Genomic DNA, 23,856 nt, shown 5'->3' with positions numbered 1-23,856 from the left:
GGGCAGCCGCCGGCTGCTCGTAGGCTCGGCGGAGGTCCGGTCGAACTGCTCGGGAACGGTGATGGCATGGCGAACGACACCCCCGAACCCGACGCCACGCCCACCGGGCCGGTGGAGGCGAGCGGGCAGGGCGGCGAGCCGAACCCGTGGGCGCGACCGGCCGGGTACCGCCCCGAGGACAGGCCGGCCGAGGAACGGGAAGGCGTCACGCCGTCCGGTCCGCCCACCCCGGCGGCGCAACCCCCGTTCGGCGCCCATCCGGGCGGCCCGGGTGGCTTCTGGCCGGGGCAGGCCCCCGGTTCCTTCGGCCCGGGTGACCGTCCCGGACCCTTTCCCACCACGCCCGTTCCGGCCTACGGATGGCCGCCGCGGGACTTCCGGCCCGCCCCGGCCCCGCCGCGCGGTCGGCGGACGATCGCCGGCGCGGCACTGGTGGCCCTCGTGGCGGCCGTCGTGGGCGGAGGGGTGGGCGGCGCCGTGGGCTACTCGTTCGCCGACCGGAGCGGTTCGGCGGGCGTGCTGAGCGCACCCCTGCCCGAGGTCGACGAGGCGGCGGCGCCGCTGACCGCCGTGGAGGCCGTCGCGGAGCGCGTACTGCCGAGCGTGGTGCAGCTGCGCGTCACCGGGCCCGGGTCCGCCGGTGAGGGCTCGGGCATGGTGCTCAGCGCCGACGGGCTGTTGCTGACCAACAACCACGTCGTCGAGCCCGCCGCGGACGGCGGCTCGGTCGTCGCGGTGTTCCAGGACGGGTCGACCACCCCGGCGCGGATCATCGGCCGCGACCCGACGTCGGACCTCGCCGTGCTGCGGGCGCAGGGCGTCTCCGGGCTCACGCCGATCGAGCTGGGCAACTCCGACGCCGTGCGCGTGGGGCAACAGGTCGTGGCGATCGGCTCGCCGCTCGGGCTCGGCGGCTCGGTCACCACGGGCATCATCAGCGCCCTCGACCGCGCCGTGAGCGTCGGCGGCGAGCCGGGCGGCGGCGACGCGACCGTGCTCAACGCCCTCCAGACCGACGCCGCGATCAACCCGGGCAACTCCGGCGGGCCGCTGGTGGACATGCAGGGCCGCGTCGTCGGGATCAACTCGGCGATCGCCACCACGGGTGCGCAGGGCGGCTCGATCGGCGTCGGGTTCTCGATCCCCATCAACCAGGCGCGACGCACCGCGCAGGAGCTCGAGGCCACCGGACGGGCCACCCGCGCCGTTCTCGGCGTGCAGGTCGCCGTCGGGGCGCGGGAGCTCGACGGCGCCGTGCTCGGGCCGGTCACCCCGGGCGGCCCGGCCGACCGCGCCGGCCTGCGGGAGGGGCAGGTCGTCACCCGCGTCGACGACCGCATCATCTCGGGGGGCGACGAGCTCGTCGCGGCGATCCGGGAGAACGCACCCGGCGACCGGGTGACGCTGGTCGTCGACGGTCAGGAGGTTCAGGTGACGTTGGCGAGCGAGACGGGGTGATGGGCGCCGCCTGCGGTTGACGGCATCCCCGCAGGATGCTTCCGTTTTCGGACGTCCCGTCTGCGGTGCCCCGTGGCCCGGGACGTCGGGACCGCGTCGGCGCCGGCCCCCCTCCCAGCGCCGGCGTGGTCCCACCGCTCCTGGCCACCGGTACTCCGGTCCCCGCACCGGTCCCGATACGGTGACCACATGGAGATGGCGCCGCCCCAGATCGGTCGAGCACTCGTCGTCGTCGTCGACGACCGGGTGAGCCACGGCGAACACGAGGACGCCATCGGGCCACTGGTCACCGAGCTGCTCGAGGAAGCCCGGCTGGTGGTCGACGGCATCGTGGTGGTGCCAGGCGACCCGGTCGCCATCCGCAACGCGCTCAACACCGCCGTGATCGGCGGCGTCGACCTGGTCGTGACCGTGGGCGGCACCGGTGTGTCTCCGCGGGACGTCACCGCCGACGCCACCGCGGGCGTGCTCGACCGGCCGATCCCCGGCATCGCCGAGGCCATCCGTGCGTCCGGGCTCGCCGCGGGCGCCGTGGACGCAGGTCTGTCCCGCGGCCTGGTCGGGGTCTCGGGCAGCACGTTGGTGGTCAACCTCGCCTCGTCCCGGGCCGCGGTCCGCGACGGGATGGCCACGCTCACCCCGCTCGTCGCCCACGTGATCACGGAGCTGTCGGGGCTGAACTGAGGCCGCGAGTCACCCCTTCGGCGGGGCGTCCACGGCGTCGGGGTTCGTGGCGGCCGGGGTGATCGGGGCTCCGGTCTGCCCCGCGACGTCGGTGACGGAGCCGGGGACGATGCCCTCGCCCTCGCCCTCGGTGGCGGCCGGGCGTGGCTGGTCGAGTGCCTCGCCGACCTTCGTCCGCGCGCTGTCCAGCCGCTCGTGGAAGCGACCGCCGGTGGCCTGGTCGACCCGTGAGGTGGCTGCGTCCACCGCCCGGTCGGCCAGCTCGGCCGCCCGGTCCACGTAGCCGGGCGCCTTCTCCCGCGCCGCGCCGGACAGCTGCGCGGCCTTCTCACCCGCCTTGCCCGCGTACTCGAGCGCGGTGTCGGCGAGCTCCTTGGCCTTGTCGGTGAGTCCCACGCGCCCCATCGTGGCACCGGTGCAGGATGGAGGGGTGGACGAACTGCCGGATCGGGTGCGCCGCAGGCTGGACGAGGTGTTCGGCGACGTGTTGCCGTCCACCACCTCCGACGAGCGCGACGACCGTGACGAGCGCGGCTCGGCCACCGACGAGGAGCTGCTGGCGAACCGGCCACCGCACCACGACCGCGACTGACGTCAGTTCCGCTGCTGGGCCCGCAGCAGGTCGCGGATCTCGGCGAGCAGTTCCACGTCGGTGGGTTCCGCCGGGCCCGCCTCCTCGCCGCGCTTGCGCCGCTCCTTGAGGGAGTTGAGCGGCAGCACGATGAGGAAGTACACCACCGCGGCGACGATGAGGAAGTTCACCGCCGCGCTGATGACGGCCGCGACGTCGATGTAGGTGCTCTCCTTGCCCGCGACGAGCTGGATCCCGAAGCCCGGGCTGCTCGGCGGCGTGACCGCGTTGATCAGCGGCTGGAGGATGCTCTGGGTGAACGCCGTGACGATGGTGCTGAACGCCGCGCCGATCACCACCGCGACGGCGAGGTCGACGACATTGCCGCGGAGGATGAAGTCTTAGAAACCCTTGATCACGCTAGCGGAGCGTAACGGCCACCTGCTCGCTGAGTGAGGCCGCCGCGACGCGACTCGCCAGCCCGCGTGGCATCGCGACCATCACCAGCCGCCCGGCCGTGGTCGACTCGGCGGGCAGCACCGCGAGCACGACCGCATCGGCGGCGAGCACGACCGGCTCGTCGGCGCGGGCGCCGGGCGTGACGACGTCGACCCGACTGCCCGGCGTGAGGAGCCCGGCCACCCCGGCATCCGCGAGCCGGACGGGGACGGCCGCCGCGTCGGGGCCACCGGCCAGCGCGACCGCGGGCCCGGCGCCGGCCAGTCGGACGTCGGTGACGGGTTCGCCCGCCCGCGCGGCCCCGGCGAGCACCCGGCCCTCCGCGGCCGCGACCTCACGCAGGGCCCCGGCGGGCGCGAGGTCGGCGGGCCAGTCCCGGAGCGTGAGATCGGCAGCGGAGAGCGTGCTGCCCGCGGGGAGGTCGGCCGCGACGACCACGAGCGGGACACCACCGACCCCTGCGCCGGGCGCGAGCGCCAGTACGAGTGCGAGCGTGACCAGCCCGGCGGCGGCCACACGGCGCAGGAGGGCAACCCGGCGCCAGCCCGGAGTCGGCAGGAGACCTGCGAGGCGGTGGTGCAGGCGCGGGGCGAGGCGGTCGCTCATGGGGCGACGCTAGGACGGACCGCGCCCCCGTGACCGGCGTACCACGAACCTGTGGACAGCCGTGTGGGGATGTGGACAACTCCCGCGGGGCACCCGGACGGCGACGCACCCCGTTTCGCTGGATGCTCCCCGTCGACGGGGGCGTGCGCCGCGACGAGGTGCGTGAGCCGGAACGGGGTGCGTGGGTGGCGGTCGGCCGGTGCTACGCCCGGCGTGTGCCCCGTGTCAGGACGCTGCGGCCGCGGGCGCGCTGGACGGGGTGCTGCTCGAGCTGCTGCTCGACGAGCTGTCCTTGGTGCTGCTGCTGCTCGACGACTCGCTCTTCGCGGACTCGCTCTTCGACTCGGCCTTGGCGACGGTGCTGCCCGCGCCCGAACGGCTGTCGGTGCGGTAGAAGCCGCTGCCCTTGAACACGATCCCCACCGAGGAGAAGACCTTCCGCACGCCGCCGGAGCACGCGGGGCACTCGGTCAGCGACGCCTCGGAGAAGGACTGCACTGCCTCGAACCGGTGGTCGCAGGCGGTGCAGGCGTACTGGTAGGTCGGCACGTGTCCCTCCGGACTGCAAGTTTCGAGGAGAGTGCCCGAGGGTTCTGGCACTCGAACTCACTGAGTGCCAGCATAACCCGCCGCGGTCGTCAGTTGTTCCCCAGCGCAGTGACGCCCGCCTCGGGGAGCAGCGCCGCGGTGACGGGACGGTCGTGCGGCTCCACCGGCACGGCGTCGAGCAGCTCCTCGTCGTTGAGCAGCACCACGAGCGGAACGTCCCGGGCCACCGACGGCAGCGTCCGGTCGTAGTAGCCCCCGCCCCGGCCGAGGCGGCCGCCCGCCCGGTCGGCCGCGAGCGCGGGGACGAGCACCAGCCGGGCGCGCTCGATCGCGGCCGTCCCGAGGCGGGGCGCGGTCGGCTCGCGCAGCCCGAGCGGCCCGGCGGCCAGCGAGTCCCGGCCGGTGTAGGGCGCCCAGTCCAGTGGCCCGGGCCGCGCCGGCACCACCGGCAGCAGCACTTCGTGGCCGGCCGCGCGCAGGGCGTCGACCAGATCGGGAGAGCCGGGTTCGGTCCCGACCGGCAGGTACGCGCAGATCGGGCCGCCCGTCTCCGCGGCCAGCCGCACGGCCGCGACCGTCAGCGCCGCCGCCCGCTGCGCGCGCACGGCGGGGGACAGGGCTCGGCGCGCCGCCAGGAGAAGCGGCCGGAGGCGGGCCTTCGCCGCCGCGGTGTCCTCCGGCCCGGTCGTGTCGGCGCGTCCCATCACGCGCCAACGCTACTGTCGCCGATAGGCTCGCTGACCATGAGTGAGCCTGTGAACGACCCCACGGCACGGAGTGGTCCGCCGTTCCGCTCGGCCGTCGTGCCGGCCGCAGGCCTGGGCACCCGCTTCCTCCCCACGACCAAGACGGTTCCCAAGGAGTTGCTGCCCGTCCTCGACACGCCGGGCATCGAGCTCGTCGCGGCCGAGGCGGCCGAGGCGGGGGCCGAGCAGCTGCTCATCGTCACCTCGCCGGGCAAGGACGCCGTGGCCGCCCACTTCGCCGACTCCTCGGAGCTGGAGAAGGAGCTGCAGTCCCGCGGCAAGGACGACCTGGTGGCGAAGGTGCGCAGGGCGCACGAGCTGATCGACGTCCGCACGGTCACGCAGGACGAGGCGAAGGGCCTCGGGCACGCGGTCGGCTGCGCGCGGGAGGCGATCGGACCCGACGAGGAGGCCTTCGCGGTCCTGCTGCCCGACGACCTCGTGCTGCCCACCGGGGTGCTCGCGACGATGGCCGAGGTACGCAGGCGCCACGGCGGCAGCGTGCTGTGCGCGTTCGACGTCCCGCGCGGGGAGATCGCCGCGTACGGGGTCTTCGAGGTCACCGACACCGACGACGAGGACGTCAAGCGCGTCCACGGCATGGTCGAGAAGCCCGCCCCCGACGAGGCCCCGTCGACGCTCGCCGCCGCCGGCCGCTACCTGCTCGACCGCGCGATCTTCGACGCCCTGGACCGGATCACCCCCGGCGCGGGCGGGGAGCTGCAGCTCACCGACGCGGTCGCGCTGCTGATCGAGGAGGGCCATCCCGTCCACGTGGTGGTGCACCGCGGCGGCCGACACGACCTCGGCAATCCCGGCGGCTACGTCCGCGCGTTCGTCGACTTCGCGCTGGAGGACCCGAACTACGGGCCCGACCTGCGCGAGTGGCTGGCCTCCCGCCTGAACGGCTGACCCCGGTGCGATCGGTCGACGAGCAGCTCGAGCGGGTGCTGGCCACCGCGGTGAAGCCCGCCCCGGTGCGGGTGGCGATCTCCGAGGCCCACGGCCTGCGGTGCGCCGAGGAGATAGTGGCGTCCCGGCCGCTGCCGGGGTTCGACCAGGCGGCGATCGACGGCTATGCCGTGCGCAGCGTCGATCTGGCGGGCGCGGCCCCCGACGACCCGGTCACGATCCCCGTGGTCGGGGAGATCCCGACCGGGTCGCGCCAGCCGCTGCGGCTGCAGCCGGGGCAGGCCGTGCGGGTCACCGCGGGTGCACCGCTGCCGACGCTCGCCGACGCGGTCGTCCCGGTCGGGTTCACCGACGGCGGGACGGCCCGCCTCGCCGTGCACCGCGCGGTGCCGTCGGCGTCGTTCGTCCGCCGGATCGGTGAGGACGTGCAGCCGGGCGACGTCGCCGTGCGGCGGGACACCGTGATCGGCTCGGCCCAGGTGGCGCTGCTCGCCGCGGCAGGCCGCGACAAGGTGCTCGTGCACCCGAAGCCCAGGGTGTCGGTGATCTCGGTGGGCGACGAGCTCGTCGACCTGGCCCGCACGCCGGGCGCAGGCCAGGTGGCCGACATCTGCTCGCACGCGCTCACCGCCGCCGCCCGGGAGGCGGGCGCGGAGACGTCCCGGGCCGGGCTCGTGCGCGGTGACGCGCGCGAGGTCAGCGCCGCACTGCAGGACCGGCTCCCGTTCAGCGACGTCATCGTGGTCTGCGGGGCCGTCGGCGGGAACGCGGGCGCCGAGGTGCACGCCGCCCTCGCCGGGCTCGGCGACATCGACGCCACCCGCGTCGCCATGCACCCCGGATCAAGCCAGGCGTTCGGCAGGCTCGGCCCGGACGGGGTCCCCACCTTCCTGTTCCCGTCCACCCCCGCCACGGCGCTGCTGCTGTTCGAGGTGCTGGTCCGGCCGCTGGTCCGGCTGGCGCTCGGTCGCACCGACCCCTACCGGCGCACCCTGACCGCCCGGCTGACGTCCCCGATCACCTCGGTCCCAGGTCGGCGCGGGTACCTGCGCGGGCGCTTGCTGCGCGAGCAGGCCACCGGCGACTACCTCGTGCAGCCGCTCGGCACCTCCGGCACCCACCTGCTGTCGTCGCTCACCGAGGCGAACGCGCTGATCGTCGTGCCGGAGGACGCCACCGAGGTGGGCGTCGACGAGCCGGTGAACGTGGCCTTCCTGCCCGCGCCGGCCTGACCGCCGATGGCACACGCATACCCGGGGCGCGTCTCCGGGCGGCATCCGGGCTGGCCTGCCCACCTCGGGCCGCTGCAGGTCCGGGCCGGCCGGGTGGCGGTGCGGCCGGTGTGGCTGCGTGACGGCAGGGCGTGGTCGGAGATCCGGATCCGGGACGAACGCCACCTCGCGTCGTGGGAGCCGACCATGCCGGGGGGCTGGGAGCAGCGCCACGCGACCGGCGAGTGGCCCGCCCGCTGGCTGCAGCTGCGGGCGGCCGCGCGGCGCGGGGCGGCGCTGCCGTTCGCGGTGACGCTGGACGGGCGGTTCGTCGGGCACGTCATGGTCGGCAACGTCGTGCGCGAACCGCTGCTGTCGGCCTACGTCGGGTACTGGGTCGACTCGCGGGTGACGGGCGGAGGAGTGATCACGGCGGCCGTCGCGCTCGTCGTGGACCACTGCTTCGGCCGGGCCGGGCTGCACCGCGTCGAGGCCACGGTGCGGCCGGAGAACGCCGCGAGCCTGCGGGTGCTGGCGAAGCTCGGGTTCCGGGAGGAGGGCCTGTTCCGGCGCTACCTCGACGTCGACGGGGCCTGGCGGGACCACTACTGCTTCGCGCTCACGGCCGAGGAGACCGGCCCCGGCGGGCTGACCGGCAGGCTCGTCGCCGCCGGCCGCGCGGAACGCCCGCCTGCGCACGAGTGAACGTGTGACGTGACGGCGCGTCGCTGCCCGGATCGCCCCGAATCGCTCATTACCGTGGGGGAGCGGACACGATCTTGGCGGGGGCGACGGGATCGTGCCCGAACTGCGCCGTGGGGAGGAGGCAGCCGTGCCGAGCTCGTTGATCTTCGCGAGCCTGGTGGTGTTGTGGCTGCTCATCCTCGTTCCCGCGGTCGCGCGGCGCAGGCAGGAGGTGGCGCGGCCGAGCGTGGCCGCCCTCTCCGGGCGGGTACTCGAGCGACCGCGGCAGCGCCGGGATCCGGGGCTGGACTGCGATCCGGAGACGGGCCGCGAACTGGAGGTGGACGTGAGGGACGACGGGACCCGCGCCGAGGGGCGCAGGCGCGGTGACGACCGCGACGACCGGAGGACCGACCCGGTGTCGGAGGAGCGCGCGTGGGAGCGCCCGCCGCCCCGCTACCGGCCTGGCCGCGGTGGCTTCGACCCGGAGGCCGCAGCGCTCGCCGCCCGCGCCCGCTACGCGTTCCGGCAGCGGGTCGTGCTCGCGATGCTCGTCGTCGCCGTGCTCACCGGTGTGATCGCGGCCGTCGCCGTGCCCGGGATGTGGTGGCCGCACGCCGCGGTCGACCTCGTCCTCGTCGGCTACCTCGTCTACCTGCGCCGGCAGGTCCGGCTGGAGGAGTCGATCCGGGAGCGCCGCGCCGCCCGGATGGCCGGCACCCGCAGGCCGTCGGCCGCCGACGACCCGGAGCTCGACGCGTGGGCGCGCCGCGGCCGTGAGGTGACCCGCCGCCGGGCCGCCGAGCCGGACCTCGACGACGAATACGACGGGTACGACGAGCGGGACGAGGACCTGCCCGAAGACCTCGCCGACGACTCCGACCGCGACGACGGGCCCGCCGACGACCTCCTGGCCGAGCGGCCCGAGCGCGTCCGCGGGACGGGGCAGCCGCTGCGCTCGGCGGGCGAGCGCGACGCCGCGGGCGACCCCACCGAGGGCGAGCCCGCACTGCCCCGCCTGCGCCCCGCCCCGCCCCCGCCGCTCCCGGCCGGGACGGCACTGGTCGAGGCCGACGAGGACGACCCTGAGCTGCACGGACTCGACGTCCCCGCCCGCAGGGGGTACCGCCGCGCAGCGGGCGAATGAGCGGCTGCTAAGGTTCATCCCGCCCGACGGGAACGCCGGGCACCGGGGCTGTGGCGCAGTTGGTAGCGCGACTCGTTCGCATCGAGTAGGTCAGGGGTTCGATTCCCCTCAGCTCCACTCGCTCTTGGGCGAGGTGCGCTCGCGGAGTGCGCTCGCCGGTCTCGCTCGTTGCTTCTCCTGGGGGTGCAACCCCCAGACCCCGCCCGGCGGGGCTTCGCCCCCCGGACCCCCCGGCCTGTGGTTGCGTTGGTGCGCGCCGTGCTGGCGGGGTGGGCTCGCCGGTCTCGCTCGTTGCTTCTCCTGGGGGTGCAACCCCCAGACCCCGCCCGGCGGGGCTTCGCCCCCCGGACCCCCCGGCCTGTGGTTGCGTTGGTGTGGTTTGCATGCGGGCCGTCAGGGCCACGCGCTGGGGGCCGCACCACGCCGCGGGCGAGCGGCAGCAAGGTGGCCTTGCTGCCGTCCGGTGGCAGCATTGTCACCTTGCTGACATCAGGACGGCGGCGGACCCGGCGCCCATGACAGTGTCATGCGTCGGCCGCCCGCCGTGTCACGCCGGCCGATGACGCCGGGGACTGGGGCGGCGCCCCTCCGCTCGCGAGGATCGAGCCATGACGATCACGATGAGCAGGGGTGCGAGCCGCGGCGCGGTCGTCGTCGCGGCGGCCGCGGCGATCGCGGTCACGGGGTGCGCGCTCCCCGCCTCCGCGGACGGCCCCGCCCCACCCCTCGCCTGGGAGGAGTGCGGGACCGGGTTCGACTGCGCGACGGTGCCGGTGCCGGTCGACCACGCCGAGCCCGACGGCGCCCGCCTCGACCTGGGGCTGGTGCGCCACTCCGCGACCGACCCGGAACGCCGGCTCGGCACGCTGCTCGTCAACCCGGGCGGCCCCGGCGCGCCCGCCGACACCATGGTGCGCACCATCGGCACGCCGGCCAGCCTGTTCGGCCCGGAGCTGGAGGCCCGGTACGACATCGTCGGGATGGATCCCCGCGGCGTCGGCGCGAGTGACCAGGTGCAGTGCCTGACCGACGCCGAACGCGAGGCCAACCTCGCGCTCGACCTCGATCCGACCCTGTCCGGCGGCCTGCCGCTGCCGCAACTGCGCGCCGAGGCCCGGGAGCTGGCCATCGGCTGCGCCGAGGCGGTCGACCCGGCCCTGCTCGGGCAGCTGTCCACCGCCGAGGTGGCCCGGGACATGGACCTCGTCCGCGCCGCGCTGGGGGAGGAGCGCATCAGCTACCTCGGGCTGTCCTACGGCACGCTGCTCGGGGCCACCTACGCGACGATGTTCCCGGAGCGGGTGCAGCACATGGTGCTCGACGAACCGGTCCACCCGGTGCGCTGGCAGGAGGACCCCCTGGCCGCGACGGTGGATCAGGTCGTGAGCGCCGAGGCCCTGCTCGACCGCTACTTCGCAACGTGCGCGACGGAGGGTCCCGCCTGCCCGTTCGGGGCCGGGCGGCCCGCGGAGGCGTTCGACGCGCTGGTCGAGCGGCTGGAGGCGCAGCCACTGGCGGTGGCCGCCACGCCCGCGACCCCGGAGGGCCGGGTGGACGGTGCCACCGCGCTGCTCGCCGCCCGCACGGCGGTGTTCGACCGCAGGCTGTGGCCGGTGCTCACGGCCGGGCTCGTCGCGGCGGAGCAGGGGGACGGCTCGGTGCTGTACGCGCTGTCGGCGGCCCTGCTGCGCCACCTCGACGGCAGCCCGAACGCTTTCGCCGAGTCGAACATGGCGGTCAACTGCCTCGACCGGGCCGTCCCGGCCGACCCCGCCGCCCACGACCGCAATGCCGAGCGGCTTCGCGAGCTGGCGCCCCGGTTCGGGACGATCTCCGGCTACGTCACGCTGACCTGCACCGAGTGGCCGGTCGCCAACCCCAACCGGTTCACCGGTCCGCTGACGGGGGCGGGCGCCCCGCCGATCCTCGTGATCGGTGGCCGCGAGGACTCCCAGACGCCGTACTCGTGGGCCGAGGCGATGGCCGACGTCCTCGAGACGGGTGTGCTGCTCACCCGCGACGGTGTCGGCCACGGGTCGTACCGGACGAGCGGCCCGTGCGTCGACGAGGCCGTGGAGCGCTACCTGACCACCGGCGAGGCCCCGGAGCCGGGCACGGTCTGCCCTCAGGAGCCCGCCGCGACCGCGTCCCCCGCCGCCCTCGGCAAGTAGGGCGAGCGGGCGGGGCCGGGGCGCTCAGGGCAGCGGCGCCTCGGCCTCGGCGATGCTGGTCGGGGGCACGAGCCCGGCGTCGCCGGGTTGCAGCACCACCATGACGAAACGGACCGGGCCGTCGCCCTCGCCGCTGTAGCGGTGCGGGGCGTGCGCCTGGAACATCACCGTGTCACCCGCGTCGAGGCGCTGCTCGACGCCGCCGACCCGCAGCCCGAGCCGGCCGGACAGCACGGACAGCACCTCCTGCGTGCCGATCGGGTGGGCCTCGCCGTCGAACCCGTCGCCGGGCTGCAGCGTCCAGTCCCACAGTTCGACCACATCGGGCGGGTCGGTGCCGATCCGGAACACGGCGTTGCTGCCCGCCGCGCTGCTCCACAGCCGGGCGGCCTCGTCCGCCCGCCGGACGACCACCCGCGGCTGCGCGTCCCCGTCGACCAGGGACGCGACGCCGACGCGCAGCGCGGCCGCCAGGCCCACGAGCGTGGCGATGCTCGGGTTGCCGCGCGCGGTCTCGATCTGGATCACGGTGCCGCGGCTCACGCCGGCGGCTGCCGCGAGGGCGTCGATCGTCATGCGCCGCTGCTGGCGCAGCGCGCGCACATTGCGCCCCACGGCGGTGGCGACGTCCTCCGGCGACTGCATGTGGACCAGTGTGCCGTACTTCAGCGGATACTTGGTTGTACTCCTCGCTCAGTTCCGGTTACCGTCCATCGTACTGTTCTTCCCAGTACGGTCTACTGAACGAGGCGTCATGTCCGTCCCCTTCGCGCTGTCGTCGGCGCTCACCTACGGGATCGCCGATTTCGCCGGTGGCCTGGCCGCGCGCCGGGCGCCGGTGCTCGTCGTCACCGCCGTCGCGCAGAGCGCGGGCCTGGTAGCGCTGTTGCCCGCGGTGTGGCTGCTGGGAGGCACCCCGTCGGTCGCGGCGCTGGGGTTCGGCGCGCTCGCGGGGATCGCCGGCGCCACCGGCCTGCTGCTGTACTTCCGGGGGCTCGCGGTCGGGCCGATGGGCGTGGTCGCGCCGCTGTCGGCCGTGGTCGGGGCGGGGCTGCCGCTGGCGGTCGGCTGGCTCGGCGGGGAGCGTCCCGGCACGGTCACGCTGGCCGCGATCGCCGTCGCGCTCGGCGCGATCCTGCTCGCCACGGCGGGCACCAGGGGTGACACCGCCGCGAGCACAGGCCTGCTGCTCGGGCTGGGGTCCGGCGTCGGGTTCGGGCTGTTCTTCGTCGGGCTGGACGCCACGCCGTCCGAGTCCGGGCTGTGGCCGTTGGTGGCCGGGCGGGTCGTCTCGGTGAGCCTGCTCCTCACACTGGTGCTCGTGCACCGGGCGCGCACGCCCGTGCCCGTCGGGGCGACGCCGTCGGGCGCGCCTGCCCGGGCGCCGCTCCCGGTGCGGCTGATGGTCGTGAGCGGCGTGTTCGACACGCTGGCCAACGTGCTGTTCCTGGTGGCCACCCGCCTCGGCGCGCTCGGCGTCAGCGCCGTGGTGGTGTCGCTCTACCCGGTGGTCGTCGTGCTGCTGGCGCGGGTGGTGCTGCGCGAGCGGCTGACGGGGACGCAGCTGGTCAGCGCCGGTCTCGCACTCGGCGCGAGCGTGCTGCTCTCGGCGACCGGCTGACCCGTCGCCTCCTGCCAGACGGGCGCCCCAAGACGGGCAACCCCGGACAGGCGCCACTACTGCCGCCAGGACGGCAGCCACAGCTGGGTGTCCCACATCTCCGCGGTGATCGGCTCGCCGACGAGGATCGGCCACAGCCACACGAAGTTCGCGACGACCGCGCCCACCCACAGCCCGACGACGAGCAGCCCGGTCTGGCGCCGCTCCCGCGAGGCGCCCGCCCGGCCGAGGGTCTCGCCGAGCAGCAGCGTGACCGCCAGCACCAGGAACGGCGCGACCGGCGTCATGTAGAAGAAGTACATCTGCCGGTCGATGTTGGCGAACCACGGCAGGATGCCCGCGCCGTAGCCGACGAGCACGGCCGCGTAGCGCCAGTCGAAGCCGGCGAGGGTGCGCCACAGCGCGAACGCCAGCACGCCGATGGCGGGCCACCACAGCGCGGGGGTGCCGACCAGCATCACGGCGCTCACGCAGCTCGCGGCCCCGCAGCCCGTGACGTGCTCGCCCGAGGCGTAGTAGTAGAGCATCGGCCGCAGGCCCATCGGCCAGGTCCACGGCTTCGACTCCCAGGGGTGCACGCCGCTGGACTCGGTGGTGAGCCCGGAGTGGAACGCCAGGACCTTGCTGCTGTAGTACCAGAGCGAGCGCAGCGCGTCGGGCACGAACGACCACGGCCCGCCGGTGCCGATCTCGTCCCCCACGACGTACCGGTCGGTGGCCGTCTCGCTCGCGAACCACCCCCACCACGCGGCCAGGTAGGCGAGCACCGGCACCAGCGCCAGCGCCCAGAGGGCGGGCCCGAGGTCACGCCGGATCGTGCCCAGCCACGGCCGCTCCACGCCGGCCGCTCGGCGCGCCGTGACGTCCCAGAGCACCGCGAGCACCGCGAACGCGGCCAGCCAGTACGCCCCCGACCACTTCACGGCACACCCGAGCCCGAGCAGCACCCCGGTGGCCAGGCGCCACCACCGCACGCCCAGCCGCGGCCCGTACGGCGAGTCGCCGATCCGGCCCTCGGCCACCACGAGCGCCATGCGCGCGCGCACGTCGTCGCGGTCGCGCACCAGCGTGACGAACGCGGCCAGCACGAACAGGGCCGAGAACGCGTCGAGCATCCCCATCCGGGACTGCACGTGCGACAGGCCGTCGCAGATCAGCAGCACCCCGGCGAGCCCGCCGAGCAGGGTGGACCGCGTGAGCCGCCGGGCGACGCGGACGATCAGCAGCACCGCCAGCGTGCCCGCGAGCGCCGCCGCGGCCCGCCACCCGAACCCGTCGTAGCCGAAGACGAGCTGGCCCAGCGCGATGAGCTGCTTGCCCAGCGGCGGGTGGACCACGAGCTCGAAGCCGGGATTGTCCGCCACCCCGCCGTTGCGCAGGATCTGCCAGGCCTGCGGCACGTAGTGCTTCTCGTCGAAGACCGGCGTGCCGCCGTCGGTGGGGTGCCCGAGGCCGGTGAACCGCACCACGGCGGCGACCAGCGCCAGCACGATCGCCACCAGCCAGCCGCGCAGCCGGTCGGTGGGCGGCGGCGGGCCGAGCAGGGCCGTGCGGTCGCCCGGACGGGCCGTCGGCGCCGGCCCGTCGCCGAGCGGAGCGTTGCCCTGCAGCGGGACGTCAGGGGTGGCCGTGCGGCGTCGGAAGCGCTCGACGGTGCGGGTGGCCACACCCCTGATCGTAGGCTGCGGGGCATGGCAGGCGAGACGGTAGACGGCCGACTGGTGCTCGCGGCGACGCCGCTCGGCGACGCGCGCGACGCCTCGGCGCGCCTGGCCGACGCGCTGGCCACGGCCGATGTGGTGGCCGCCGAGGACACCCGGCGGCTGCGGTCGCTGGCCGCGGCGCTCGGCGTCACCGTGACCGGCAAGGTCATCAGCCACTACGACGCGGTGGAGGCCGCGCGGCTGCCGGGGCTGCTCGACGACGTCCGCGCCGGGCGCACCGTGCTCGTCGTCAGCGACGCCGGGATGCCGGCGGTGTCGGACCCCGGCTACCGGCTCGTGGCGGCCGCGGCGGCCGAGGACCTCCCGGTCACGTGCCTGCCCGGGCCGTCCGCGGTGACGACGGCGCTGGTGCTGTCCGGCCTGCCCTGCGAGCGGTTCTGCTTCGAGGGGTTCGCCCCGCGGCGGGGGGGTGAGCGTCGGCGCTGGCTCGGGGCGCTGGTGGCCGAGCCGCGGGCCGCGGTGTTCTTCGAGTCGCCGCACCGGCTGGCCGACACGCTCGCCGACGCCGTCGCGGTGCTCGGCGCCGAGCGTCCGGCCGCGGTGTGCCGGGAGCTCACGAAGACGCACGAGGAGGTGCTCCGCGGCACGCTCGGCGAGCTCGCCGCCTGGGCGGCCGAGGGGCCGGTCCGCGGGGAGATCACCGTGGTGCTCGCGGGGGCCGGGCCCACCGCGGCGCCCGCCGTCGAGACGCTGGTGGGCGCGGTGCGCGAGCGGGTGGCCGACGGGGAGCGGCTCAAGGACGCGGTGGCCGTGGTGGCCGAGGCCGCCGGGGTGCCGAAGCGGGAGCTCTACGCGGCGGCGGTCCGGAAGGGCTGATCCTCAGCCGCGTTCCGACGCCCGTCAGTTCCCGGCCGACGGAGCCGGTGCGGCCGCCGGCCGCCGGCCGCGCACCCACGACGCCACCGGCTCGACCAGCCGCGCGCCCACCGGGCCGATCACGGCCATGAGCAGCACGTACGTCGTCGCGAGGGCGGCCAACCTGTCGTCCACCATGGTGTTGCCCACCGCGAGACCCGCGATGACGATGGAGAACTCCCCGCGCGCCACCAGCGCCGCGCCGGCACGGGCGCGGCCGAGCGGGCCGATGCCCACCCGCCGCGCCGCCCACCAGCCGGTGGCCACCTTCGTGAGCGTGGTGGCCACCGCCAGCACCACTGCCCAGCCGAGGACCGGCGGGATCGACGCCGGGTCGGTGTTCAGCCCGAACACCACGAAGAACACCGCGGCGAACAGGTCGCGCAGCGGTTCCAGGAGCTTGGTGGCGTTCTCGGCGGTGGACCCGGAGATCGCGATGCCGAGCAGGAACGCGCCGACCGCGGCCGACACCTGCATCGCGGAGGCGAAACCCGCCACCAGCAGCGCCAACCCGAGCACCTTGAGCAGGAACACCTCGCGGTCGGGCGAGTCGACGAGCGCGGAGACGAACCGCCCGTAGCGCAGCGCCACCACCAGCACGACCGCGAGCACGGCCACCGAGATCCCCAACGCGGTGAGCCCGCCCAGGAGGGTCACCCCGACCAGCACGGCGGTGAGGATCGGCAGGTAGAGCGCCATCACGAGGTCCTCGAACACGAGGATCGACAGCACGACCGGGGTCTCGCGGTTACCGAGCCTGCCCAGGTCGCCGAGGACCTTCGCGATGATCCCGGAGGAGGAGATGTAGGTGACCCCACCCATCACGAGCGCGCCGACCGGGCCCCACCCGAGGATCAGAGCCACCGCCGCGCCGGGGGCGGCGTTGAGCACGATGTCGAGGATCCCGGCCGTCCACGAGCGGCGCATCCCGTCCATCAGCTCGGTGGCGGAGTACTCCAGGCCGAGCAGCAGGAGCAGCAGGACGACGCCGACCTCGCCCGCGAGGTCGGTGAAGCCCTCGATGCCGTGCAGCGGGATGACCCCGCCGGTGCCGAAGAACAGTCCGCCGAGCAGGTACAGCGGGATGGGGGACAGGCCGATCTTCCCGGCGAGGCGGCCCAGCAGGCCCAGGCCGAAGAAGACGGCCCCGAGCTCGATCAGTTCCAGCGCGGTGTGCTCCACGCGGGATCAGCCCCGCTTGAGGATCTTGACAGCGTTGTCGAGCCCCTCCGACGTGCCGACGGTGACCATGAGGTCGCCCGCGGTCAGGGTGAAGTCCGGCGTCGGGCTCGGGTGCACCTGACCCGCGCGGGTCACGGCGACGACGGAGACGCCGGTGCGGGTGCGCAGGGCGGTGTCGCCGAGCGTGCGGCCGTCGAACGGGGACCCGGCGCCGACCGGCAGCTGGCGGGTGTGGATCCCCGGCAGCTCGCGGTGCTCCTCGGTGAGCTGGGCGACGAGCTGGGGTGCCCCGAGCAGGTTCGCCAGCGCGCCCGCCTCCTCGGCGGTGAGCGGCAGCTCGGCGAGGCACGCGTCCGGGTCGTCGGACTTGGAGACGATCAGTTCGATCTTCCCGTCCCGATGCGTGACCACGCCGATGCGGCGCCCACCCCGAAGCGCGAAGTCCTTGCGCACGCCGATCCCGGGCAGGGGCGTGACCTCCACATTCACGCCACCCACGGTAGTCGAACCCCGGCGGGGCTCAGGCGCGGCCGAACAGGCGTGGCCACTCGATCGCCGGGCAGCGGTCCATGACCATCGCGAGCCCGGCGTCCCGGACCCGACCCGCGGCGGCTTCGTCGACCACCCCGAGCTGGAACCACACCCCCGCCGTCGCGCCTGCGGCCAGTGCCTGGTCGGCGATCCCGCCCGCCCGGCGGGAGTTGACGAAGACGTCGACGACGTCGACGGGGAACGGGACGTCGGCGAGGCGCGCGTACCCGGGCTCGCCGTGCACCGTCTCGGCGCGCGGATGGACGGGCACGATCCGCTTGCCGATCGACTGCAGGAAGCGCGCCACGCCGTAGGCGGCCCGGGCCCGGTTGGTGGACAGCCCGACCACGGCCCAGGTGGTGGTGTCGGCGAGCAGGGTGCGCACGGTCCCGTCGTCGGTCACGCCCCGATCCTGCTCCACGTTCGCGATCCGCGCCCGCGATCGGAGGTGCCCCGCTACCCTTCCCACATGCGGGTCCTCATGCTCGACGCCCCCCAGTCGATGCTCGATGAGCGCCGCCGCCTGGGCCAGGACGTCCGGGACGAGATGTGGGACGGGGTGCTGCACATGGTTCCGCCGCCGAGCGATGCGCACCAGGAGTTCGCCATCAGGTTCCTGTTCGTGATCGTCCCGATCGCGGAAGGTCGCGGCCTGCTTGCGCGATACGAGACGGGCCTGTTCCGTGCGGACAAGGACTACCGAGTGCCCGACCAGCTGTACTGCCGCCCGGAGCAGCGCAGCGATCGCGGCGCGGAGGGCGCTGAACTCGTCGTCGAGATCCGTTCGCCGGGCGACGAGACCTACGACAAGATCGACTTTTACAGCCGGGTCGGCGTCCGCGAGATGGTCGTCGTGCATCCGCACGACCGGCGCGTCGAGCTGTTCCGCGCCCTCGGCGGCCGGCTCGTTCCCGTCCAGCCCGGACCGGACGGCTCGCTCGCCTCCGAGGTCCTGGGGATCAGCCTCTGCACGGTCGAGGGCACGCTCCGCGTCACCTGGGCCGACGGCACCGCCGACATCTGAGCCGTCGAAACTCGCCTGCGCCCGGGGAATACGCTGGGCCGCATGAGTTCCCACGTGCTGACCGCCGTGGCCTGGCCCTACGCCAACGGTCCGCGGCACATCGGTCACGTCTCCGGCATCGGCGTGCCCTCCGACGTGTTCTCGCGCTACCAGCGGATGGTCGGCAACCGGGTGCTCATGGTCTCCGGCAGCGACGAGCACGGCACCCCGATCCTGGTGCAGGCCGAGAAGGAGGGCCTCACCCCGCAGCAGACGGTGGACAAGTACCACCGGGTGATCGCCGAGGGGATGCAGGGCCTCGGGGTCACCTACGACCTCTACACGCGCACCACCACCGGTAACCACACCGACGTCGTGCAGCAGATCTTCCTGGCGCTGCACCGCAACGGGTACGTGATCCCGAAGACCACCACCGGGGCGATCAGCCCGTCCACCGGCCGCACCCTGCCCGACCGCTACGTCGAGGGCACGTGCCCGATCTGCGGGTACGACGGCGCACGCGGTGACCAGTGCGACAACTGCGGCAACCAGCTCGACGCCGCCGACCTGATCAACCCGCGCTCGCGGATCAACGGCGAGGTGCCGAAGTTCGTCGAGACCGAGCACCTGTTCCTCGACCTGCCCGCGTTCACCGAGTCGCTCGGTAAGTGGCTGTCCACGAAGACCGGCTGGCGGCCCAACGTCCTCAACTTCACGAAGAACCTCGTCGACGACATGCGGCCGCGCCCGATCACGCGCGACCTGGACTGGGGCGTCACGATCCCGCTCGACGGCTGGCGCGACCAGCCGCTGAAGAAGTTCTACGTGTGGTTCGACGCGGTGATCGGCTACTTCTCGGCCAGCGTGGAGTGGGCGCGGCGCACCGGCGACGCCGATGCGTGGAAGGCGTGGTGGAACGACCCGGACGCCGAGCACGTCTATTTCATGGGCAAGGACAACATCACCTTCCACGCCCAGATCTGGCCGGCGCTGCTGCTCGGGCACAACGGGCAGGGCGACCGCGGCGGCGCGCCCGGCCGGTACGGCGACCTGGACCTGCCCACGGAGATCGCCTCGAGCGAGTTCCTCACGATGAGCGGCTCGAAGTTCTCCACCTCCCGCGGCACGGTGATCTATCTGCACGACTTCCTGCGCGAGTACGGCGCCGACAGCCTGCGGTACTTCATCTCGGCGGCCGGACCGGAGACCCAGGACGTCGACTTCACCTGGGACGAGTTCGTGCGCCGCGTGAACTTCGAGCTGGCCAACGAGTGGGGCAACCTCGTCAACCGCGCGATCTCGATGGCGCACAAGAACAACGGGGCCGTCCCGGCGCCCACCACGCCGCACGCGGCCGACGCCGAGCTGCTCGCGCTCTCGAGGGCGGCGTTCGACAGCGTCGGTGCGCACCTGGCCCGGTCGCGGTTCCGGGCCGGCCTCGCGGAGGCGATGCGCGTCGTCTCGGCGGCCAACCGGTACCTGTCGGACCAGGAGCCGTGGAAGCTGAAGGACGACCCCGGCCGCCGCGACGCCGTGCTGCACACCGCGCTGCAGGTGGTGCAGGACGCCAACACGCTGCTCACGCCGTTCCTGCCGCACGCGGCGCAGCAGGTGCACGAGGCGATGGGAGGCACCGGGGTGTGGGCGTCACAGCCCGAGCTGCACGACGTTCCGGACCTCGACATCCCGGGCCGGATCAACCCGATCCTCACGGGCGACTACACGCGCGAGGCGGCGCGCTGGGAGTCCACGCCGATCGAGGTGGGTCGCCCGCTGGCGAAGCCCACGCCGATCTTCCGCAAGCTCGACCCCGAGCTCGGCGAGACCGGGCCCGAGTGGGCGCCGATCGAGCGGCCGTGAGTGCAAAACGTCGCCCTGGCGTCGGTTTGCACTCACGACCGCCGGAGGCGGGAGCATGAGCGGTGCGCACGGGCGGCGGGAGCGGCCGGAACCACCCGAGCCGCTCCCCGTCCCCACCGTCGACGCGCACACGCACCTCGACGCGTGCGGCTGCGAGACCGCCGACGACGTCGCCGCGGCGATGGACCGGGCCGCAGCCGTCGGCGTCACCCGAGCCGTCACGATCGCCGACGACCTCGCGGCCGCCCGCTGGGCCGTCCGAGCGGCGCAATGGGACGATCGGGTGGCCGCAGCGGTCGCGCTGCACCCCACCCGGACGGCCGCGCTCACCGAGGACGACCACGCCGAGATCGAGCGGCTGGCCCGTGACCCGCGCGTGGTGGCGGTGGGGGAGACCGGCCTGGACTACTACTGGGACTACGCACCCCCGCCTGCGCAGCAGGAGTCGTTCCGGCGGCACATCGACCTCGCCAAGCGGATCGGCAAACCGCTGATGATCCACGACCGCGACGCCCACGACGACGTCCTGCGCGTCCTGCGGGAGGAGGGCGCCCCGGAGACGGTGGTGTTCCACTGCTTCTCCGGCGATGTCGCCATGGCCAGGGAGTGTGCGGACGCGGGGTACGTGCTGTCCTTCGCGGGGCCGGTGACGTTCAAGAACGCGCGGGACCTGCAGGAGGCGGCCGTCGTCGTCCCCGAGGACCAGCTGCTCGTGGAGACCGACGCCCCGTTCCTCACGCCGCACCCGCACCGCGGCCGGGCGAACGAGCCGTACTGCCTGCCGTGGACCGTGCGGGGCCTCGCGGCGCTCCGCGGCGTGTCGGACGAGCGGCTCGCGGCGAGCGCCGGGCGCAACGCCGAGCAGGTCTTCCGGCTCGGCGAGCTGCCGTCCGTCGTGTCGATCGTCACGCCGAGCGGCGAGGATGCACGTTCGGCGTAGCGAGTAGGCCGTTCGGCGCTGACGGTGCGTCGCGGCTCGAACACAGCGCTCACGGCCCGTTACGGTTCCGTGATCGCTAAAGCCGGGGTGGGGAACGCTCCCCAGCACAGCGGTCACGGTGGTCCGGGGCGCTCCCCCTGATCTCCCGCCTCCGGGCCACCGTGACCGTGAACTCCTCCCCTGCCCGGTCCGACGAGGTCTGGATGCCAGTGGTCGACGTCTCTACGCGCGCGCGGCACCGCGCCGCGCGCGCACGTGTCGATCGGATCGCCACCGCCACCCCCGACGCCGCGGCGACCGAGGACCCGTACGGCGCGTGGTACGGCGGTGGTGACCCGGACGCCTACGACGTCCCGCCCGTCACCGCGGCCATCGACCTGTTCAGCCCCGCCGAGTCGCCCGTCGCGAGCACCGGCGCGCGGTCCGCCACGCTGCCGCGTTCGCAGCCGGTGGTCACCCGGCCCGCCGCGGGTTCCGGTGCCCCGGACGCCGGGGCCGACCCGCTCACCGGTCCGCTCCCGGTGATCCCGGCCGACGAGCTGACCGGCCCGATGCCGCGCATCGACGTCGAGCCGGTGACCGGGCCGATCGCGGTGGTGCCCGCCGACCTCGAGTCGCTGACCCGGCCCGTGCCGGTCACCGCGACCACCGCCGCACCGGAGGCGATCCCGGACGTCGAGGTCACCACCGACCTCGTGGCGGTCCCGGCCGCACCGGCCGCTGTGACCACCGCGATCCCGGTCGCGCCCGCCGAGCCTGCCGAGCCCCGGGCCCCCGCTGCTCCCGCCGTCGTCCCGCAGAGGTCGGGCGGACGGCGCCGGGCCGGGCGCACCCGCGGCACCGGCTCGCGCACGGCGCTGCGCGGCGCCGTCCTGGCCGTGCTGATCGCGCTGCTCGGCGGCGGCGCCACCGCCGTGGCGATGGACAAGACCGTCACGGTCACCGTCGACGGGCAGGACCGCACGCTGCACACGTTCGCGGGCGACGTGGCCGCCGCGCTCGACGCGGCGGGGCTCGCACCCGCCGCGCAGGACAAGGTCGAGCCCGCGCTGCCCACCACCATCGCCGACGGCGACCACGTCATCTTCAGCCGCGCCCGCGAGGTCACCCTCGTCGAGGGGCCGTCGGAGCGGCACATCTGGACCACGGCGGCCACCGTCGGGGAGGCGCTGCAGAGCCTCGGCATCGAGGCCGCGCCCATCCAGATGTCCGCGGCGCCGGACGCCGCGATCCCGATCGAGGGCATGCGGCTGGAGCTGCAGGTGTCCCGGTCGGTGTCGCTCACCGACGGCACGGGAGCGCCCGCGCAGCTGACGACGACGGCGGGCACGGTCGCCGGACTGCTCGCGGAGCAGGGCATCGAGCTCGGCCCCGACGACGTCGCCGTCCCGGCGGGCGACACGCCGCTGACCGAGGGCGCCTCCGTGCAGGTCGTGCGCAACGGCGTCGGCGAGGTCGTCGAGATCCGGCCGATCGCCCCGCCGGAAGAGATCATCGAGGACCCGGAGATGGCGCGTGGGAAGCGGGTCGTCGTCGAGCCGGGCGAGCCCGGCGAGCGCACCGCGATCATGCGGGTCTACGTGCAGAACGGTCAGGAGGTCCGGCGCGAGCAGGTGCGGGCCGGGACGATGACGCCGCCCACGCCCCGCGTCGTGCGCGTCGGCACCAACGACGACATCCCACAGGCCCCCGCGGTGTCCGACGGCAGCGTGTGGGACCGGCTGGCCCAGTGCGAGGCCACCGGCAACTGGTCGATCAACACGGGCAACGGCTACTACGGCGGCCTGCAGTTCGACGCCGGCACCTGGCGCGCCTACGGCGGCACGCAGTACGCCGACCTGCCGCACCAGGCCACCCGCGAGGAGCAGATCGCCGTCGCCACGAAGGTGCGTGACGACCGCGGCGGCTACGGCTCGTGGCCCGCATGCGCACGCAACCTGGGCCTGCCCCGGTGACGGGCCGACCGAAGCGACCGGGCACGCTCCTGGGGTGACGGACGATCCGGGCAGGCCGAGGCGCAATGGCGGGGACGTGACGCATGCGTGGGCGCCTCGCCCTACCCGGTCCCGGCTGTTGGGTCCCGCCGATGTGCGGGCGCTGGCCGAGGAGCTGGGGATGCGCCCGACGAAGCGGCTCGGGCAGAACTTCGTCCACGACCCGAACACGGTGCGCCGGATCGTCCGCGCCGCCGAGCTGGCGGCCGAGGACGTCGTGCTCGAGGTCGGGCCCGGTCTCGGTTCCCTGACGCTCGCCCTGCTGCCCGCCGTGCGGGCGGTGCACGCCGTGGAGATCGACCCCGTGCTGGCCGACCGGCTGCCCGCGACGGCCGCCGAGCGCGCCCCTGCGCTGGCCGACCGGCTGACCGTGACCGCGGCAGACGCGCTGCGGGTGCGCGCTGCCGACCTGCCCGGGCCGGCGCCGACCGCGATCGTCGCCAACCTTCCCTACAACGTCGGCGTGCCGGTGGTGCTGCACCTGCTGGCTGAGCTGCCCGGCCTGCGGCGCGGCCTGGTGATGGTGCAGTCCGAGGTGGCCGAACGGCTCGCCGCCACGCCCGGGAGCAAGGTCTACGGGGTGCCGAGCGCCAAGCTGGCCTGGTTCGCCGCCGCCCGCCGGGCCGGGCCGGTGCCACGCGCGGTGTTCTGGCCGGTGCCCAACGTCGACTCCGGGCTGCTCGCCTTCGACCGCCGCGAGCCCCCGCCCGGCCCGCCCCGCAAGGAGGTCTTCGCAGTGATCGACGCCGCGTTCGCGCAGCGCCGCAAGGCCCTCCGCTCCGCGCTGTCCGGATGGGCCGGCTCGCCCGCGGCGGCCGAGGAGGCGCTGCGCGCCGCCGGCGTCGACCCGCTCGCCCGCGCGGAGACCCTGGCGGTGACCGACTTCGCAAGGATCGCCGCCGCCCGCCGATGAGCTCATGCTCCCCTTCTCGGCGCATGCGCCCCGTC

25 protein-coding genes and 1 tRNA gene are annotated in these 23,856 nt (G+C 74.7%); 16 read left to right on the top strand and 10 right to left on the bottom strand.

Features of this window, described 5'->3' with window-relative positions; translation table 11 throughout:
- Positions 1–66 precede the first annotated feature (66 nt).
- Both KME75_RS19285 and KME75_RS19280 read left to right on the top strand, forming a co-directional pair.
- A complete protein-coding gene (locus KME75_RS19285; RefSeq protein ID WP_219416247.1) occupies positions 67–1,458 on the top strand; it encodes a S1C family serine protease in 1,392 nt (463 codons plus the stop codon).
- Positions 1,459–1,653: 195 nt separating this feature from the next.
- Positions 1,654–2,142 (top strand): MogA/MoaB family molybdenum cofactor biosynthesis protein, encoded by a 489-nt coding sequence (locus KME75_RS19280; RefSeq protein WP_372452630.1) that lies wholly within the window; start codon positions 1,654–1,656, stop codon positions 2,140–2,142.
- A gap of 9 nt (positions 2,143–2,151) precedes the next feature.
- On the opposite strand, the gene KME75_RS19275 is transcribed toward KME75_RS19280, so the two are convergent.
- Positions 2,152–2,538: an antitoxin gene (locus KME75_RS19275; protein ID WP_219416245.1), complete on the bottom strand. Its 387-nt coding sequence runs from the start codon at positions 2,536–2,538 to the stop codon at positions 2,152–2,154.
- A 34-nt stretch (positions 2,539–2,572) separates the two neighbouring features.
- On the opposite strand from KME75_RS19275, the gene KME75_RS19270 reads away from it, so the two are divergent.
- Positions 2,573–2,734 carry a hypothetical protein gene (locus KME75_RS19270; protein ID WP_219416244.1) on the top strand — a complete coding sequence of 54 codons (162 nt, stop codon included), beginning with the start codon at positions 2,573–2,575 and terminating at the stop codon, positions 2,732–2,734.
- A gap of 2 nt (positions 2,735–2,736) precedes the next feature.
- Here the strand turns inward: KME75_RS19270 and mscL are convergent, their stop codons facing one another.
- From mscL to KME75_RS19250, 4 genes are all read right to left on the bottom strand, one after another.
- Positions 2,737–3,108, bottom strand: a complete 372-nt coding sequence (mscL, locus tag KME75_RS19265) for a large conductance mechanosensitive channel protein MscL (RefSeq protein ID WP_308282900.1) — start codon at positions 3,106–3,108, stop codon at positions 2,737–2,739.
- 25 nt (positions 3,109–3,133) lie between these two features.
- A complete protein-coding gene (locus tag KME75_RS19260; RefSeq protein WP_219416243.1) occupies positions 3,134–3,778 on the bottom strand; it encodes an SAF domain-containing protein in 645 nt (214 codons plus the stop codon).
- Between the two features lie 225 nt (positions 3,779–4,003).
- Positions 4,004–4,327: an FmdB family zinc ribbon protein gene (locus tag KME75_RS19255; protein WP_219416242.1), complete on the bottom strand. Its 324-nt coding sequence runs from the start codon at positions 4,325–4,327 to the stop codon at positions 4,004–4,006.
- 89 nt (positions 4,328–4,416) lie between these two features.
- Positions 4,417–5,031: a 5-formyltetrahydrofolate cyclo-ligase gene (locus KME75_RS19250; protein ID WP_219416258.1), complete on the bottom strand. Its 615-nt coding sequence runs from the start codon at positions 5,029–5,031 to the stop codon at positions 4,417–4,419.
- 39 nt (positions 5,032–5,070) lie between these two features.
- Between KME75_RS19250 and KME75_RS19245 the strand changes: the two genes are divergently transcribed.
- The 6 genes from KME75_RS19245 to KME75_RS19220 all read left to right on the top strand — a co-directional run bounded on the left by KME75_RS19245 (position 5,071) and on the right by KME75_RS19220 (position 11,198).
- Positions 5,071–5,985, top strand: coding sequence for a UTP--glucose-1-phosphate uridylyltransferase (locus KME75_RS19245; RefSeq protein ID WP_219416241.1), 915 nt, complete (start codon positions 5,071–5,073; stop codon positions 5,983–5,985).
- Positions 5,986–5,990: 5 nt separating this feature from the next.
- Positions 5,991–7,217: a molybdotransferase-like divisome protein Glp gene (gene glp, locus KME75_RS19240; protein ID WP_219416240.1), complete on the top strand. Its 1,227-nt coding sequence runs from the start codon at positions 5,991–5,993 to the stop codon at positions 7,215–7,217.
- Positions 7,218–7,223: 6 nt separating this feature from the next.
- On the top strand, positions 7,224–7,901 hold the full coding sequence (locus KME75_RS19235; protein WP_219416239.1) for a GNAT family N-acetyltransferase: 678 nt from the start codon (positions 7,224–7,226) through the stop codon (positions 7,899–7,901).
- A 127-nt stretch (positions 7,902–8,028) separates the two neighbouring features.
- Positions 8,029–9,027 (top strand): SepX/GlpR family protein, encoded by a 999-nt coding sequence (locus KME75_RS19230; protein WP_219416238.1) that lies wholly within the window; start codon positions 8,029–8,031, stop codon positions 9,025–9,027.
- A gap of 44 nt (positions 9,028–9,071) precedes the next feature.
- Positions 9,072–9,144, top strand: a tRNA-Ala gene (locus KME75_RS19225).
- A 491-nt stretch (positions 9,145–9,635) separates the two neighbouring features.
- Complete coding sequence (locus tag KME75_RS19220) at positions 9,636–11,198, top strand: alpha/beta hydrolase (protein ID WP_246632402.1); 1,563 nt, start codon at positions 9,636–9,638, stop codon at positions 11,196–11,198.
- 24 nt (positions 11,199–11,222) lie between these two features.
- Here the strand turns inward: KME75_RS19220 and KME75_RS19215 are convergent, their stop codons facing one another.
- Positions 11,223–11,843 carry a helix-turn-helix domain-containing protein gene (locus KME75_RS19215; protein ID WP_219416237.1) on the bottom strand — a complete coding sequence of 207 codons (621 nt, stop codon included), beginning with the start codon at positions 11,841–11,843 and terminating at the stop codon, positions 11,223–11,225.
- A gap of 109 nt (positions 11,844–11,952) precedes the next feature.
- Between KME75_RS19215 and KME75_RS19210 the strand changes: the two genes are divergently transcribed.
- The gene (locus KME75_RS19210) at positions 11,953–12,819 is read left to right on the top strand and encodes an EamA family transporter (protein WP_219416236.1); all 867 of its coding nucleotides are present in this window, start codon (positions 11,953–11,955) and stop codon (positions 12,817–12,819) included.
- Positions 12,820–12,875: 56 nt separating this feature from the next.
- On the opposite strand, the gene KME75_RS19205 is transcribed toward KME75_RS19210, so the two are convergent.
- Positions 12,876–14,429 (bottom strand): dolichyl-phosphate-mannose--protein mannosyltransferase, encoded by a 1,554-nt coding sequence (locus KME75_RS19205; RefSeq protein WP_219416256.1) that lies wholly within the window; start codon positions 14,427–14,429, stop codon positions 12,876–12,878.
- An 81-nt stretch (positions 14,430–14,510) separates the two neighbouring features.
- Here KME75_RS19205 and rsmI point away from each other — a divergent pair, with 81 nt between their 5' ends.
- Positions 14,511–15,359 (top strand): 16S rRNA (cytidine(1402)-2'-O)-methyltransferase, encoded by an 849-nt coding sequence (gene rsmI, locus KME75_RS19200; protein ID WP_219416235.1) that lies wholly within the window; start codon positions 14,511–14,513, stop codon positions 15,357–15,359.
- 24 nt (positions 15,360–15,383) lie between these two features.
- On the opposite strand, the gene KME75_RS19195 is transcribed toward rsmI, so the two are convergent.
- The 3 genes from KME75_RS19195 to KME75_RS19185 are packed head-to-tail and all read right to left on the bottom strand — an operon-like array spanning position 15,384 to position 17,514.
- The gene (locus KME75_RS19195) at positions 15,384–16,580 is read right to left on the bottom strand and encodes a cation:proton antiporter (protein WP_219416234.1); all 1,197 of its coding nucleotides are present in this window, start codon (positions 16,578–16,580) and stop codon (positions 15,384–15,386) included.
- 6 nt (positions 16,581–16,586) lie between these two features.
- Positions 16,587–17,069 (bottom strand): cation:proton antiporter regulatory subunit, encoded by a 483-nt coding sequence (locus KME75_RS19190; protein WP_219416233.1) that lies wholly within the window; start codon positions 17,067–17,069, stop codon positions 16,587–16,589.
- A gap of 31 nt (positions 17,070–17,100) precedes the next feature.
- Entirely contained in the window at positions 17,101–17,514 is a 414-nt protein-coding gene (locus tag KME75_RS19185) for a CoA-binding protein (protein ID WP_219416232.1), read from the bottom strand.
- Positions 17,515–17,580: 66 nt separating this feature from the next.
- On the opposite strand from KME75_RS19185, the gene KME75_RS19180 reads away from it, so the two are divergent.
- The 5 genes from KME75_RS19180 (at position 17,581) to rsmA (ending at position 23,821) form a co-directional block, all read left to right on the top strand.
- Complete coding sequence (locus tag KME75_RS19180; protein WP_219416231.1) at positions 17,581–18,135, top strand: Uma2 family endonuclease; 555 nt, start codon at positions 17,581–17,583, stop codon at positions 18,133–18,135.
- A 42-nt stretch (positions 18,136–18,177) separates the two neighbouring features.
- The gene (gene metG / locus KME75_RS19175) at positions 18,178–19,974 is read left to right on the top strand and encodes a methionine--tRNA ligase (RefSeq protein WP_219416230.1); all 1,797 of its coding nucleotides are present in this window, start codon (positions 18,178–18,180) and stop codon (positions 19,972–19,974) included.
- 55 nt (positions 19,975–20,029) lie between these two features.
- On the top strand, positions 20,030–20,914 hold the full coding sequence (locus tag KME75_RS19170; RefSeq protein ID WP_219416229.1) for a TatD family hydrolase: 885 nt from the start codon (positions 20,030–20,032) through the stop codon (positions 20,912–20,914).
- Positions 20,915–21,081: 167 nt separating this feature from the next.
- Positions 21,082–22,869, top strand: coding sequence for a resuscitation-promoting factor (locus tag KME75_RS46010; RefSeq protein ID WP_219416228.1), 1,788 nt, complete (start codon positions 21,082–21,084; stop codon positions 22,867–22,869).
- 160 nt (positions 22,870–23,029) lie between these two features.
- Positions 23,030–23,821, top strand: a complete 792-nt coding sequence (rsmA, locus tag KME75_RS19160; RefSeq protein ID WP_219416255.1) for a 16S rRNA (adenine(1518)-N(6)/adenine(1519)-N(6))-dimethyltransferase RsmA — start codon at positions 23,030–23,032, stop codon at positions 23,819–23,821.
- Positions 23,822–23,856: the final 35 nt, after the last annotated feature.

The organism is Pseudonocardia nigra (assembly GCF_019396355.1).
Lineage (GTDB): Bacteria > Actinomycetota > Actinomycetes > Mycobacteriales > Pseudonocardiaceae > Pseudonocardia > Pseudonocardia nigra.
The sequence above is the reverse complement of the archived record's forward strand: the minus strand, read 5'-3'. Positions and strand labels throughout refer to the sequence as shown.